The following is a 13,945-nucleotide window of genomic DNA, read 5'->3' on the forward strand; positions in this document are numbered from 1 at the left end:
GCAGTATGCTCGGGGCATGAACCAGCCGGAAAGCCCTTCCCGCGTGCGTCAGCCGCGTCACGCGCGAGGCGCCGCCCCGACCCTGCACGACGTCGCCCGTGAGGCCGGTGTCTCGCTCGCGACGGCATCCCGCGTTCTCAACGGATCCGAGCGCAAGGTCGCCGAATCCTTCCGCGAGAAGGTCGAGCAGGCGGCGGCAGAGCTCGGCTACACGGCCAACGCGTCGGCGCAGGCGACGGCCCGCGGATCCTCTCCCGTGATCGCGCTGCTGGTCGCCGACATCGCCGACCCGTACTTCGGTCTGATCGCCGCCGGCGTCGCCCGCGGAGCCGACGAGCAGGGGCTCGTCGTCACGATCGCGATCACCGAGCGCGATCCGGCCCGCGAGGCGCGCATCGTGCGGGCTCTCAGAGGGCAGCGGCCGCAGGGACTCATCCTCGCCGCCTCCCGCACGAACGAGCCGACCGACTCCGACACCGCGCGCGAGCTGGCCGAATACGCCCGCTTCGGAGGACGCGTCGTGACGTTCGGTGCGGGCAGCGCCGAGAACCGGCATGTCGAGATCGACAACCGCGCCGGGGCCGAGGAGCTCGGTCGGCGGATGGCGGCTCTCGGCTACCGCTCGGCCATCGCGATCGCGGCGGCCGAGGGCGTGCTGACCTCCGATGAGCGTCTCGCCGGGTTCCGTGCCGGCTTCGAGTCCGGCGGCGGCGCGATCGACCGGGTGATCCGCGGCGACTTCCGCCGCGAGTCGGGTGTGCAGGCGATGACCGCAGCTCTCGCCGACGGCGTCGAGCCGGGGACTCTCGTGTTCGGCATGAGTGACGTCGTCGCGATCGGCGCAATGTCGGCGATCCGCGACGCAGGACGCGAGATCGGCACCGACATCGCGGTGTGCGGCTTCGATGATGTCCCCTCGAGCAGCGACGTGACACCGGCGCTCACGACGGTGAGGGTGCCGCTGAGCGAGGTCGGCTACCAGGCCTTCCGTGCGACGGTCGACGCCGACTGGGAGCAGGCGGCACTGCCGCTCGAGGTGGCTGTGCGGTCGAGCACCCCGGGCCTCGCATGACCCGCGTCGTCCTCGCTCCCGACAGCTTCAAGGGCACGATCACTGCGGCGGATGCGGCGGCATCCCTCGCAGAGGGCTGGGCGTCGGTCGACCCGACCGCCACGTTCGTGCACCGTCCGATGGCCGACGGAGGGGAGGGCACCGTCGCGGCGTTCGAGGCCGCGGTGCCCGGCGCTCGCCGTGTTCCGGTGGTCGTCGACGGCCCCGCCGGCGCCCGCATCGAGACGAGCTGGCTGCTGCTTCCGCCTGTTGCTGATGCCCCCGGCGGTACCGCGGTCGTCGATCTGGCCTCGACCTCGGGCATCGAACTGCTCGACGAGCTGCGCCCGTGGGACGCCGACACCACCGGCTTCGGCCAGGCCATCGCCGCCGCGCTCGACCACGGCGTCTCGCGACTCGTGGTCGGCATCGGATCGAGCGCCTCGACCGACGGCGGCACCGGGATGCTGTCGGCGCTCGGCGCCCGCTTTCTCGACGTCGCGGGCGACCCGGTCGCGCGCGGCGCTCGCGGTCTCGCCGACATCGCCTCGGTCGACCTGACCGGCCTGCGCGCGGCCCCCGAGGTGCGGGTGCTCACCGACGTGACGAATCCGCTCATCGGGCCGCGTGGAGCTGCGGCGGTGTTCGGGCCGCAGAAGGGTCTCGAGGGCGACGACATCACGCGGGTGGATGCCGCGCTCGCCCGCCTCGCCGACCTGCTCGCCCTCGACCCCGCGGTTGCCGGCACCGGGGCTGCCGGTGGCACGGGCGGGGCGCTGGTCGTGTGGGGAGCGACGCTCGCCCCGGGAGCAGCCGAGGTGGCAGAGCTCATCGGACTCGCGGACGCGATCGCCGACGCCGACATCGTCATCACCGGCGAGGGCTCGTACGACGGGCAGTCCGGCGATGGCAAGGTGCCTTCGTTCATCGCGGGCATCGCGGCGTCGGCAGGGGCGACCGTCCTGCTCGCCGCCGGACGCATCACGCCCGACTCCGACACGGCGCTGTTCGCGGCATCCGCCTCGCTGACCGCGCTGGCAGGTTCGTCCGAGGCCGCACTCGCTGAACCCGCCCGTTGGCTGCGCGACGCCGGAGCGCTGCTCGCCCGGTCGGTCTGACCCTGCGCATCCGGTCTGTCCCCTACGAACGTGTACTGCTTCGCCGCGTCGAATCATTGATTGAGACGTTGCAGTAGTGGTTCAAGAGCATCGACGATGAGGCGCGCTGGTCGGTCCGCGCCGGGCGACCCGGCGTCATCCGTTTCGAGCTCCCCGACCTCGATCCCGAGGATCTCACTCCCTGTCAGAGCCTGTGCGCAGTGTTTGAGCTGGCTGAGCGTCATCCCTGCGGCAACGGTGTAGTCGGTGGGTACGGTCCCGGGGTCGAGGACGTCGCAGTCGACGTGGATGTAGACCGGGCGACCCGCGACGATGCGGAGAAGCCTGTCGGCCATGTCTTGCCCGACCGGCACGAGGCCTACACGGCCGGCATCGATGAGTTCCTGCTCGGGGTCGTCCATGTCTCGAGTTCCGACGAGGATGGTGTTGCATTCGGCGAGTCCATTTCCGAGCCCTGAGTTCCACAGGCCGAGCGGTCCGGACAGGGCCAGCCCACCGAGATAACCGGTCGTGGTGTTCTCAGGCGTATTGAGGTCGGCGTGAGCGTCGAACCACAGCACGACTGCATCTGGTCTGTGCTTCGCGATCATCGGCAGCGTAGCCAGCGACACGGCGCATCGGCTCAGAACGGTGACCGGACGGAGCCCGCCCGTCAAGATCCGATCGTAGTGAGCTGCCATCTGCCGAAACGACGGACGCGCGATTCTGAGTTCCTGATCCCAGCTCGTCGGGGATGCGGGTTGCGGCTCACCGATCACGATGGGCTTCGCGGGGAGCTTCTCGCTGAGGACAGCGGTGAGGAGGGGAGTCGCCTGCATCGCGCGGTCGTTGTGGTCGCCGGCGCGTGCGGCGAAGCGGGTCAGTGCGATGGTCATGACGTCCTTCGTGATCTTCGGGAGGGGTTGTCTCCACGCTAGGAACCAGCGATGTGGTCACACAATCGACTGAACGCTCGTTCGCGTTGCACTGGGCAGCATTATGCGGGGCGCGTTTATGCTCTTTGCATGATTGATGACCTCGACCGTCGCTTGATCGCCTTACTCCGCGGGCAGTCGCGGCTCCCGATCGCAGTTCTCGCAAGGGAGCTCGAGGTGAACCGGTCGACGGTGACCGCGAGGATCGACGGCCTCACGAAATCCGGTGTGATCGAAGCATTCACGATTCGATTGAGTGATGAAATCGACAGGGATGCTATCCGCGCCGTCACTCTCGTTCGAAGCGACCCCGAACATGGACAGGCCGTGGTTCGGACGATAAGAGGCTTCCCTGAGGTCGAGCGGCTGCATTCGACACTCGGCACCTGGGACCTCGTCGTTCAGCTCAGCACATCAACCATGGCTGAGTTCGACTCAGCTCTTGAGCGGATCCGAGCCGTCGCTGGAGTACGGGACACAGAGACGAGCCTGCTCGTGAACTCACTCACCGGTCAGTAGACCGTCCGAAATCAGATCGCTGCGGAGATGAGGAGCGCTCTTCCAACGCTCATCTGCCGCGACGCTGCACGGGGACTCCTGGCTTTCGGCGCATTTCACCACGCCCACTGACGGCGCTGCAGGGCCCGGCGCTACGCGCCCCGAACCGAAGCCGAGCCGCGGAAACCGACTCAGCCGCCGAGGGCAGCCGACACCACGGCGCGGGCTTCGGCCTGCACCTCGGCGAGGTGCTCGGGGCCGCGCAGGCTCTCGGCGTACAGCTTGTAGACGTCTTCCGTGCCGGACGGGCGGGCGGCGAACCACGCGTGCTCGGTCTGCACCTTGAGTCCGCCGATCGCCGCGCCGTTTCCGGGAGCATGCGACAGCTTGGCGGTGATCTCCTCGCCCGCGAGGGCCGTCGCCGAGACGGCATCCGGCGCCAGCTTGCCCAGCGTCGCCTTCTGCGCGGGCGTGGCCGGGGCGTCGACGCGCTGGTACGCGGAGGCGCCGAACGCCTGCTCCAGCTCGGCGTACCGCTCCGACGGGGTCTTGCCCGTCACGGCGATGATCTCGGCCGCGAGCAGGCACAGCAGGATGCCGTCCTTGTCGGTCGACCAGACGGTGCCGTCCTTACGCAGGAACGACGCTCCGGCCGACTCCTCGCCGCCGAACGCCACCGATCCGTCGAGCAGTCCCGGGACGAACCACTTGAAGCCGACCGGCACTTCGAGCAGGCGGCGTCCGAGCGACTCGGCGACGCGGTCGATGATCATCGACGACACGAGGGTCTTGCCGATCGCGGCGTCGCGCGGCCACTCGGCCCGGTGCGAGAACAGGTAGTCGATCGCAACCGCGAGGTAGTGGTTCGGATTCATCAGCCCGGCGTCGGGGGTGACGACGCCGTGGCGGTCGGCATCCGCGTCGTTTCCGGTCAGGACGTCGTAGTCGCCCTTCTTGGCGACCAGCGAGGCCATCGCCGAGGGGGATGACGGATCCATGCGGATCTTCTCGTCCCAGTCGAGGGTCATGAAGCGCCAGGTCGGGTCCACCTCGGGGTTCACGACCGTGAGGTCGAGGTCGTAGACCTCCTTGATGAGCGCCCAGTACTCGACCGAGGCTCCACCCAGCGGGTCGGCGCCGATGCGCACGCCGGCGTTGCGGATCGCGTCGATGTCGATGATCGTCGCGAGGTCCCGCACGTAGGCGTCACGGAAGTCGTAGCCGGGAACCGCATCCCAGTCGACGTCGGCGAAGCGCTCGCGCTTCACGTCGACAAGTCCACCGGCGATCAGCTCGTTGGCGCGGTCGGCGATCCAGCCCGTCGCATCCGTGTCGGCCGGTCCACCGTGCGGCGGGTTGTACTTGAAGCCGCCGTCGCGGGGCGGGTTGTGCGACGGGGTGACGACGATGCCGTCGGCGCGGCCGGGAGCATCCGGGGCGAGGTCGCGGTTGAAGGTGAGGATGGCGTGGCTGAGTGCGGGCGTCGGAACCCACGAGTCGCGCGAGTCCACCCGCACGTCGACGCCGTTCGCGACCAGCACCTCGATGGCGCTGCGCTCGGCCGGCAGCGACAGGGCATGGGTGTCGCGACCGAGGAACAGTGGGCCGGTGATGCCCTGGCCCGCCCGGTAATCGACGATCGCCTGGGTGGTCGCCAGGATGTGGTTCTCGTTGAAGCTGTTCGAGAGGGAGGAGCCGCGGTGCCCGCTGGTGCCGAAGGCGACGCGTTCGGCGGCGACCTCCGGATTCGGGACGCGGTCGTAATAGGCGGCGATCAGTTCATCGACATCGATCAGATCGGATTCTTCGGCTGGTAGACCGGCACGGCTCGTCATGCAGACAGTCTGCCCCCATCTCGGCATCCGCGCATCTTCTGCGCGCTCGGAGTTGCCCTAAGGTGAAACGCGTGACTGAACGCCGCACCTACAGCTATCTCGGCCCTGCCGGAACGTTCACCGAAGCGGCGCTCGAACAGGTCGCCGAGGCGCGCGGACAGGACTGGCGCGCCGTGCACAACGTCGGCGAGGCGCTCGCCGACGTGCTCGAGGGCCGCAGCGATGCCGCCATGATCGCGATCGAGAACTCGGTCGAGGGCGGCGTCTCGACTACGCAGGATGCACTGGCCACGCTGCCCGGCCTGCGGATCGTCGGCGAGTACCTGGTGCCGGTCAACTTCGTGCTCGTGGCTCCCCGCGGTACCACGCTGGCCGACGTGCAGATCATCGCGGCCCACCCCGTGGCCTACGCGCAGTGCCACAGCTGGCTCGGAGAGCATCTGCCGACGCACTCGCACGTACCCGCGGCGAGCAACGTCGCCTCGGCGGTCGGGATGCTCGACGGCGCTCTTCCCGCGCAGGCGGCGATCGCCGCTCCCGGTGTTGTGAAGCACCTCGATGTCGATGTGCTGGCCGAGGACATCGGCGACAACGCTCAGGCCGTCACGCGCTTCGTGCTCGTCACCCGCACCACCACGGCACCGGCCCCCACGGGCGCCGACAAGACCTCGCTGATCGTCGAGCTGCCCAACGATCACCCCGGCTCGCTCCTCGAGATGCTCGAGCAGTTCTCGACCCGCGGCATCAACCTCTCGCTCATCCAGTCGCGTCCGATCGGCGACGAACTCGGCCGGTACCGGTTCGTGCTCGACGCAGACGGGCACATCGAGCACGAGCGCATGGCCGACGCCCTGCTCGGCATCCGCCGGTTCAGCCCCCGCGTGGTGTTCCTCGGTTCGTACCCGCGCGCCGACCGGCAGATAGTGCAGTATCCCGAGCGCTACGCCGACGACATCTTCGTCGAGGCGCGCGACTGGCTGCGCGGCATCCTGTCTGGCGAACCCGAAGCCTGACACGCGCCACCTGACACGCGGCCACCTGACACGGGCAAGCCGGGTCGCCGGCCGGTTCAGACAGCTCTGACCTGCACCAGCGCCCGCTTGAACTCCGGCATCGCCGAGTGCGGATCGACCTGGTCGCTGGTGAGCAGGTTGGCGCTCTCGGCATCGGGGTAGTGGAACGGCAGGAACACCGTGTCCGGCCTGATGTCGTGCGTCAGCTCGGCCCGCGCCTGCAGTGCGCCGCGGGAGTTCGAGATGCGGATGCCGTCGCCCTCGCCGATCCCGTGCCGGCGGGCCGTGGCGGGGTGCAGCTGTGCCACGAGGGCCGGGCGCTTCTCGGTGAGCTCGGGGATGCGGCGGGTCTGCGCACCGCTCTGATACTGCTCGAGCAGGCGTCCGGTGACGAGGTTCAGCCGATCCGCGCTCGCCGTGGGATGCGAACGCGCCCGCACGGCGACGAGCTTCGCCCGCCCGTCCGCGTGCGCGAAGCGGTCGGCGAACAGGCGCGGGGTCCCGAGGCTGCCCACGGGGAAGGGCCAGTGCGCCTCGATGCCGAGGTCGAGCAGCGCATGGCTGAGGCCCGAGTAGTCGGCGCGGCCCCCGGCAGACGCCCGGGCGAGCTCGTCGAACACCTCTGACGGGTCGAGGCTCCAGGTGCCCGGGGCGTCGAGACGTCGGGCGAGCTCGGCCATGATCCACAGCTCGCTGCGGGCTCCGGCGGGGGCGTCGACGGCCCGACGGCGGCGCAGCACCCGGCCTTCGAGGTTGGTCATCGTGCCCTCCTCCTCGGCCCACTGCAGCACGGGGAGCACGATGTCGGCGGCCTTCGCGGTCTCGGAGAGGAAGAAGTCCGACACGACGAGCAGATCGAGTCGACCGAGCGCCTCACGCACTGTGGAGACGTTCGGCGCCGAGACGAAGACGTTCGAGCCGTGCACGAGCAGCGCCCGCACGCCACCGGGCAGGCCGGCGCTCTGCAGCAGCTCGACGGCCGGCACTCCGGGCCCGGGCAGGTCGTCAGGGTCGACACCCCAGACAGCCGCGACGGACGCACGCGCCGTCGGGTCGCTGATCGACTGATAGCCGGGCAGCTGGTCGGCCTTCTGCCCGTGCTCGCGTCCGCCCTGTCCGTTGCCCTGCCCCGTGAGCGTGCCGTAGCCGCAGCCGGGCGTGCCGGGCAGCCCGAGCAGCAGAGCGAGGTTGATGGCGGCGGTCGCGGTGTCGGTGCCGTCGACATGCTGCTCGACGCCGCGACCGGTGAGGATGTACGTCGAGTCGGAGCGGGCCAGCGTGCGCGCGAGCTCGCGGATGCTCCGAGCCGGAACCCCTGTGACGGTCTCGGCGCGCTCGGGCCACCACGCCGACACCGACTGGCGCAGCGCCTCGATGCCCGAGGTGCGCTGCCGCACATACCCGTCGTCGAACAGCTCTTCGGCGATCACGACGTGCGTCAGCGCCAGCAGCAGGGCGAGGTCGCTGCCGGGCACCGGCTGCACGTGGATGCCCGCGCCGTCTGCGCAGAGCCGGGCGGTGGAGCTCCGCCGCGGGTCGACGACGATGAGACCGCCCCGAGCCCTGGCGCCCTGCAGGTGGGACACGAACGGCGGCATCGTGTCTCCGACGTTCGAACCCAGCAGCAGCACCGTCTCGGCGGTGTCGAGATCGGTCAGCGGGAACGGCAGGCCGCGGTCGATGCCGAACGAGCGGTTCGCGGCGGCCGCGGCCGACGACATGCAGAAGCGGCCGTTGTAGTCGATGCGCGAGGTGCGCAGCGCGATGCGGGCGAACTTGCCGAGCTGGTAGGCCTTCTCGTTCGTGAGGCCGCCACCCCCGAAGACGCCGACCGCGTCGGGGCCGTCTTCGGCGGCGATCCGTCGCAGCTTCGCGGCGATCAGGTCGAGCGTGGCATCCCACTCTGCCGGATGCAGCTCGACGTCGTCCCCGCGCACCAGGGGAGTGGTGAGGCGCCCGGTGTCGGCGAGCAGCTCGGCCGAGGTCCAGCCCTTCTTGCACAGGCCCCCGCGGTTGGTGGGGAAGTCACGCCCGGCGACGGTCACCGGCAGGGCCGTGCGGTCAGCGGTGGGCGTCGCAGCGGTCGTGGTCGTGGCGGTCGGGGTCAGCGTCATCGCGCACTGCAGCGCGCAGTAGGGGCAGTGGGTGTCGGTCATGCGACGGCCTCCGCGCGGGCGTGCAGCAGCTCGGTGATCCTGGCGCGGCATCCACCGCATCCCGTGCCGGCGCGGGTGCAGTCGCCGACCGCCGCGACCGACGAGCAGCCGTCGTCGATCGCATCCTCGATCTGCCCCACGGTGACCGCGTTGCAGATGCACAGCGTCGCGTCGCGGCCGGCGGGTGCCACCGCGTCAGCGTCGGGGTCGTCGAGTCGCAGCAGCAGCGACCGGTCGGCGGGCAGCTCGCCGCCCCGCAGATACAGCACGCTCAGCTCGGCGGCGGCCCGCGGCATCCCGACCGCCACGAAGCCGGTGAGGATGCCGTCGCGCGTCGCCATCTTGACGTACGTGCCGTGCTCGGGATCGGCCCAGACCGCGACGCCGGGGGCGTCCTCCCCGGCGGGGACGGGCGCGAAGGGATCGGCCGAGACGTCTCCGGCCGAGGCGATGTCGACCAGCTCGCCCTTGAGCACGACGACGCCGGGATGCTCGTCGGTGTACTCGCCCGGGTGCTCGTCGACACCGTCGTGCTCGGCGCTGTCGAGCTCGGCCGTGATCGACGCGGCCAGCCAGCTCGCCTGCCGCCATCCGGGGCCCACGAGGCCTGCGGGCCCGCCCGGCACCTGGCGCTCGTGCAGGAACTCGGCGGGGTCGGCGACGTGCGCGCAGTCGCCGATCGCGTGGATGCGCGGATCCGACCACGACCGCAGCGAGGCGTCGACGAGCACCCCGTTGCCGACGCGCAGCCCCGCCGCCTCGGCGAGCTCGGTGCGCGCCCGCACTCCGCACGAGAGCACGAGCAGGTCTCCCTCGATGCGTTTGCCGTCGGAGCTGGCGAGGGCTCGGAACCGGCGGATGCCGTCGTCGCCCTCGACGCCGATCACGCCCTCGGCGCGGGTGTGCGGCACGAGGGTGACGCCGGCCGAGGCCAGTGCGGTCGACAGGATCGAGGCCGAGCCGCGATCGAGCTGGCGGGGCATCGGCATCGGACCGAAGTGCGCGACCGAGGGGATCGCACCGGCGTCTGCGAGCAGCATCGCGAGCTCGATCCCGAGCACGCCGGCGCCCAGCACCACGACACGGCCGCCGCTGTCGACCACCGCGCGCACCTGCTCGGCATCCGACAGGTCGCGCAGCACGCAGACACCCGCGGTGAGCCGGGTGTCGAGCCCGGTGCTGTCTGGGCCGAGCGTCTCGAGCCCGTCGAGGGAGGGGATGATCGAGCGCGCGCCCGTCGCGAAGACGAGCCGGTCGTAGCCGATCGCCGATCCGTCGGCGAGTTCGACCGTCTGCGCATCCCGGTCTATCCGCACCACGCGGGCTCCCAGGCGCAGGTCCACCCCGGGCAGGGCGGATGCGGTCGCCAGGGTCAACTCGGCGGCGGTCGCTTCGCCGACCGCCAGTTCGGCGATCAGCACCCGGTTGTACGGGTCTGCCGTCTCGGCGCCCAGCACGGTCACCGTCGCCCTGCCCTCGGCCACCAGGGGCAGGAGCTCCTCGGCGAACCGGATGCCGACGGGCCCTGCTCCGATGACGACGATGCGCTCGGGCATGATCAGATCCGGTGTCCGGCGAGGGAGGGGCGCGGTATCGCGTAGACGAAGATCGTGATCAGGAGCAGCACGACGTAGGCGGCGACGAATCCGCCGAACGCCGGTGCGTACGAGCCCGTGCCGCTCTTCGCGGCGGCGAGAACCTGCGGGATCACGAATCCGCCGTAGGCCCCGATCGCCGAGATCAGACCGAGGGCGGCGGCGCCCTTGCGCTGGGTGCTGACGGCGAGCGCATCACCCGCGGTCGCGGCGCCTCGGGCGGCGAAGACGTTGGGGATCATCCGGTAGGTCGCGCCGTTGCCGACGCCTGCCGCGATGAACAGCAGCAGGAAGCATCCGAGGAAGAGGGCGAAGCTGTTCGCCTCCAGGGTGACGAGCAGCGAGAGCGCCCCCACGATCATGAGCGAGAACGCGGCGATCGTCATGCGTGCTCCGCCGAACCGATCGGCGAGCTTTCCGCCGTAGGGGCGGGCGAGCGAGCCGACGAGAGCTCCGAGGAACGCGAGCGACAGCGACGCGCTGCCGATCTGGAAGGTGGAGAACTCGGGGAACGTGTCGGCGATGAGCTTCGGGAAGACGCTGGAGAACCCGATGAACGACCCGAAGGTGCCGATGTAGAGCAGCGACAGCACCCAGAGGTGCGGTTCACGCAGTGCGGCTGCCGCGCCGGCGAAGTCGGCCTTGGCGGACGACAGATTGTCCATGTGGCGCCACGCGCCCCAGACGGCCACGAGGATCAGCGGCACCCACATCCACCCCGCGAGCGAGAGGTTGAAGGTGAACGCGGCGGTGACCGAGACGACGATCGGCACCGAGAGCTGGGCGACCGAGGTGCCGAGGTTTCCGCCTGCGGCGTTGAGTCCGAGCGCCCATCCCTTCTCCTTCTGCGGGAAGAAGTAGGTGATGTTCGCCATCGAGCTCGCGAAGTTGCCGCCGCCGAAGCCGGCGAGGGCCGCGACCGCGAGCAGCACGCCGAACGGGGTCTCCGGGTCCTGCACGACGATGCCGAGCAGGATCGCCGGGATGAGCAGCAGCAGCGCCGAGACGATGGTCCAGTTGCGGCCGCCGAAGCGAGCGACGAGGAACGTGTACGGGAACCGCAGCGTCGCACCGACGAGGCTCGGCAGCGAGATCAGCCAGAACGACTCCGTGGTGCTCAGCGTGAACCCTGCGGCGGGGAGCAGCACGACGACGATGCTCCACAGCTGCCAGATGATGAAGCCGAGGAACTCGGCGAAGATCGACCAGCCGAGGTTCCGTCGGGCGATGGCCTTGCCCTCGGATGCCCAGAAGGTCGCATCCTCGGGATTCCACCCGTCGATCCACCGGCCGGGGCGGCGCGTGAGGGTCACGGCGTGGGTGTCGACGCTGCTTCTTCCGGTGATCTGGGACATCGCGGCTCCTGCGTTCGAGAGGTGAATGCTCTGAACGTAGGCGGCCGATGTTGCGGGGCCGCACGAGTGCGATTACCGGACGATTACTTCTCGATCACATCGGGGAGGTCGTCGATGAGAGAACTTCAGGAATCCTGGTCGTCGGCGCGCCAGGTCGCGGCGAGTGCGGTGATCGTCGCGGCTGCCGCAGCGGTGTCCTCGCGGCTGCCGCCGGCGCGGCCGGCGGCGAGTCCCGCGAGATAGGCGCTGAGCGGTGCGGCGGGGCGTGCGACGCCGTGCGCGACATCGCGGGCGAGGTCGAGGAGCAGTGCGATGTCGACCGACTCGCGATCGATGTCGAGGGCTGCGCAGGCGGCGGTGGTCCAGTCCTCGAGGGCCTCGACCGGAAGATGCTGCGTGTTGTCTGTCATGTCGTCTCCTCGTCGGATGCACTCGCGATCGCGTCGTCGCGGCGGTGCGTCGACATCATCGCGCGGGCACGTTCCAGTTCGTCCCACGTGTCGACGTCCATCGCCAGGTCACCGGCCGCACGCGTCGTGAGGGCGAGGTCTGCGAGCAGCGCGCGCATCGAGGCGCCGCGCCCCGAATCGGGCAGCGCGGCGACGGCCCTGCGCAGCGAAGCGGTGCGATAGCGGCCGAGCAGCCACTGCATCCCTCCCGCGGCGTCGGTCAGGCAGAGGCCGTCGTGATTCGCGTTCTCGGTGTCGGTGTCGGTGTCGTTGCCGTTGCCGGCGCCGTCGCCGGTGTCGTCTTTGTCGTCAGTGGAGAGCGGCGGATGCTGCCGCAGCACCGCGACTGCCGCCTCGGCGTTCGGCAGGTCGGCGGCGAGGACGTAGACCTCGGCGCTGTCGATCAGGGCGAGGCCGGCGGCGATGCCCGCCACGGGGCCTCCGAATGAGGGCGTCTCCCGTGCCCACACGACGTCGGCCTGCAGGGGCGAAGGCGGGCCGACCACGACGATCGGCTCGCAGTCGGCGACGGCGGCCACGGCCCGGTCGAGCAGGGTGCGTCCGTCGATGTCGAGCAGCGGCTTGGCCGCGCCGCCGAGGCGCGAGGCCCGACCGCCCGCGAGGATGATCGCTGCGATCCGTGGGGTTGCGGGCCGTGCGGGCGCGGCATCCGATGTCGGACTCACGAGAGCAGCATCACGTCGACGAGGTCGCCCGCGGCGACCGCCGATACGCCTTCGGGAACGACGGCGTAGGCGTCCGCTCGCGCCAGCCCGGCAGCCAGGTGCGACCCGGACGACCCGTCCGCGGACGCCGGCCGCACAGACCAGGCGGCAGGATCCGAGCGGTCGAGCGTCACGGGCACGTACTGCCGTCGCCCGGCCGGGCTGCGCCAGCCGGTCGTGGTAGCGAGGCGGAGCACTGGGCGGTGCAGCCCCTCGCGACCCTGAAGAGCGAGCAGAGCCGGACGCACGAAGGCCTCGAACGAGACGGCGACGCTGGCCGGATTGCCGGGGAGGCCGAAGACCAGGGTGTCGTCGAGGCGGCCGAACGCCTGCGGCCTGCCCGGCTGCATGCCCACGGCGACGAACTCGATGCGATCGCGCAGCACATTCTTGACGACCTCATGGGCGCCGGCGCTGACCCCGCCCGAGGTGACCACGACGTCAGCGCGGGATCGGGTGACCGCGCGTTCGAGCAGCGCCTCGAACGCGGCATCCTCGTCCGTCACCGTCTCGACCGAGACGACCTCGGCACCCGCCTGCGTGCACAGCGATGACAGGAGCACCGAGTTGGACTCGGGGATCTGGCCGTGCGCGAACGTCCCGCCGGCGGGCGCGAGCTCGCTGCCCGTCGAGATGACGGCGACGCGGGGGCGACGCCTCACGACGATGGAGTCGACCCCGACCACCGCGAAGGCCGTCATCTGCAGCGGGCCGACGACGGTGCCGGCGGGGGAGACCTCGGCATCCGTTCGCAGCTCCTCGCCCCGGCGGCGGATGTGGGCTCCCTCGCGGACGGGTGCGGTGGTGACCACCGCGGGCGCGTCGATGCCCTGCAGGCCGTCTCTGGTGTGCTCGAACGGGACCACCGCGGTCGCCGTACGGGGAACAGGGGCACCGGTCATGATCCGGACCGCGTCGCCCGCGCCGAGCTCGGGCTCGGCGGTCGACCCGGCAGGCAGATCGGCGATCACCCGCAGTGCGACGGGATGCGCAGCTGTCGCCGCGGCCACGTCCGGGTATCGCACGGCGTATCCGTCCATCGCGGAGTTGTCGAACAGCGGCGCATCCACTCGGGCGCGCACCGGCTCGGCGAGGGTGCGGCCCAGGGCGTCGTCGACCCGCACGGACTCGTCCGACCGGGCCACCGTCGCGGCGAGAACCATCGCGAGATGCTCGTCGACCGTCCGCATGGCGGCAGTCACGGCAAGAGGGGCGATACGCATGAAGTCAGCGTAC

At 70.6% G+C, this 13,945-nt stretch carries 12 protein-coding genes; 4 read left to right on the forward strand and 8 right to left on the reverse strand.

Annotated elements, in window-relative coordinates; all coding sequences use genetic code 11:
* Positions 1 to 16: 16 nt before the first annotated feature.
* Positions 17 to 1,072 (forward strand): LacI family DNA-binding transcriptional regulator, encoded by a 1,056-nt coding sequence (locus RQG77_RS04010; protein ID WP_311243543.1) that lies wholly within the window; start codon positions 17 to 19, stop codon positions 1,070 to 1,072.
* Complete coding sequence (locus RQG77_RS04015; protein WP_311243544.1) at positions 1,069 to 2,169, forward strand: glycerate kinase; 1,101 nt, start codon at positions 1,069 to 1,071, stop codon at positions 2,167 to 2,169. Before RQG77_RS04010 ends, RQG77_RS04015 begins: the two co-directional genes overlap by 4 nt.
* A 53-nt stretch (positions 2,170 to 2,222) precedes the next feature.
* Here RQG77_RS04015 and RQG77_RS04020 read toward each other — a convergent pair whose 3' ends face one another.
* Complete coding sequence (locus tag RQG77_RS04020; protein ID WP_311243545.1) at positions 2,223 to 3,044, reverse strand: arginase family protein; 822 nt, start codon at positions 3,042 to 3,044, stop codon at positions 2,223 to 2,225.
* A 129-nt stretch (positions 3,045 to 3,173) separates the two neighbouring features.
* Here RQG77_RS04020 and RQG77_RS04025 point away from each other — a divergent pair, with 129 nt between their 5' ends.
* Complete coding sequence (locus tag RQG77_RS04025) at positions 3,174 to 3,602, forward strand: Lrp/AsnC family transcriptional regulator (RefSeq protein ID WP_311243546.1); 429 nt, start codon at positions 3,174 to 3,176, stop codon at positions 3,600 to 3,602.
* Positions 3,603 to 3,772: 170 nt separating this feature from the next.
* On the opposite strand, the gene pgm is transcribed toward RQG77_RS04025, so the two are convergent.
* Positions 3,773 to 5,416, reverse strand: a complete 1,644-nt coding sequence (gene pgm, locus RQG77_RS04030; protein WP_311243547.1) for a phosphoglucomutase (alpha-D-glucose-1,6-bisphosphate-dependent) — start codon at positions 5,414 to 5,416, stop codon at positions 3,773 to 3,775.
* A gap of 62 nt (positions 5,417 to 5,478) precedes the next feature.
* On the opposite strand from pgm, the gene pheA reads away from it, so the two are divergent.
* A complete protein-coding gene (gene pheA, locus RQG77_RS04035) occupies positions 5,479 to 6,429 on the forward strand; it encodes a prephenate dehydratase (RefSeq protein ID WP_311243548.1) in 951 nt (316 codons plus the stop codon).
* Between the two features lie 56 nt (positions 6,430 to 6,485).
* Here pheA and RQG77_RS04040 read toward each other — a convergent pair whose 3' ends face one another.
* From RQG77_RS04040 to glp, 6 genes are all read right to left on the reverse strand, one after another.
* On the reverse strand, positions 6,486 to 8,585 hold the full coding sequence (locus RQG77_RS04040; RefSeq protein ID WP_311243549.1) for a molybdopterin oxidoreductase family protein: 2,100 nt from the start codon (positions 8,583 to 8,585) through the stop codon (positions 6,486 to 6,488).
* Entirely contained in the window at positions 8,582 to 10,141 is a 1,560-nt protein-coding gene (locus RQG77_RS04045) for an FAD-dependent oxidoreductase (protein WP_311243550.1), read from the reverse strand. Before RQG77_RS04045 ends, RQG77_RS04040 begins: the two co-directional genes overlap by 4 nt.
* 2 nt (positions 10,142 to 10,143) lie before the next feature.
* Entirely contained in the window at positions 10,144 to 11,535 is a 1,392-nt protein-coding gene (locus tag RQG77_RS04050; protein WP_311243551.1) for an MFS transporter, read from the reverse strand.
* Positions 11,536 to 11,660: 125 nt separating this feature from the next.
* Positions 11,661 to 11,945: a DUF6457 domain-containing protein gene (locus tag RQG77_RS04055; RefSeq protein ID WP_311243552.1), complete on the reverse strand. Its 285-nt coding sequence runs from the start codon at positions 11,943 to 11,945 to the stop codon at positions 11,661 to 11,663.
* A complete protein-coding gene (locus RQG77_RS04060; protein WP_311243553.1) occupies positions 11,942 to 12,670 on the reverse strand; it encodes an NTP transferase domain-containing protein in 729 nt (242 codons plus the stop codon). The genes RQG77_RS04055 and RQG77_RS04060 overlap by 4 nt, the downstream gene beginning before the upstream one ends.
* Complete coding sequence (glp, locus tag RQG77_RS04065; protein ID WP_311243554.1) at positions 12,667 to 13,932, reverse strand: gephyrin-like molybdotransferase Glp; 1,266 nt, start codon at positions 13,930 to 13,932, stop codon at positions 12,667 to 12,669. The genes RQG77_RS04060 and glp overlap by 4 nt, the downstream gene beginning before the upstream one ends.
* Positions 13,933 to 13,945 lie beyond the last annotated feature (13 nt).

Origin of the sequence: Microbacterium sp. WCS2018Hpa-23 (genome assembly GCF_031843845.1) — a bacterium.
In the GTDB taxonomy this organism is placed as follows: domain Bacteria; phylum Actinomycetota; class Actinomycetes; order Actinomycetales; family Microbacteriaceae; genus Microbacterium.

What these genes read in the sequence shown, in the direction of transcription:
- RQG77_RS04015 (WP_311243544.1), top strand. Translation starts at nt 1,069, where the DNA reads ATGACCCGCGTCGTCCTCGCTCCCGACAGCTTCAAGGGCACGATCACT.
- RQG77_RS04010 (WP_311243543.1), top strand. Translation starts at nt 17, where the DNA reads ATGAACCAGCCGGAAAGCCCTTCCCGCGTGCGTCAGCCGCGTCACGCG.
- RQG77_RS04025 (WP_311243546.1), top strand. Translation starts at nt 3,174, where the DNA reads ATGATTGATGACCTCGACCGTCGCTTGATCGCCTTACTCCGCGGGCAG.
- RQG77_RS04045 (WP_311243550.1), bottom strand. Translation starts at nt 10,141, where the DNA reads ATGCCCGAGCGCATCGTCGTCATCGGAGCAGGGCCCGTCGGCATCCGG.
- RQG77_RS04040 (WP_311243549.1), bottom strand. Translation starts at nt 8,585, where the DNA reads ATGACCGACACCCACTGCCCCTACTGCGCGCTGCAGTGCGCGATGACG.
- pgm (WP_311243547.1), bottom strand. Translation starts at nt 5,416, where the DNA reads ATGACGAGCCGTGCCGGTCTACCAGCCGAAGAATCCGATCTGATCGAT.
- RQG77_RS04050 (WP_311243551.1), bottom strand. Translation starts at nt 11,535, where the DNA reads ATGTCCCAGATCACCGGAAGAAGCAGCGTCGACACCCACGCCGTGACC.
- RQG77_RS04020 (WP_311243545.1), bottom strand. Translation starts at nt 3,044, where the DNA reads ATGACCATCGCACTGACCCGCTTCGCCGCACGCGCCGGCGACCACAAC.
- RQG77_RS04055 (WP_311243552.1), bottom strand. Translation starts at nt 11,945, where the DNA reads ATGACAGACAACACGCAGCATCTTCCGGTCGAGGCCCTCGAGGACTGG.
- glp (WP_311243554.1), bottom strand. Translation starts at nt 13,932, where the DNA reads ATGCGTATCGCCCCTCTTGCCGTGACTGCCGCCATGCGGACGGTCGAC.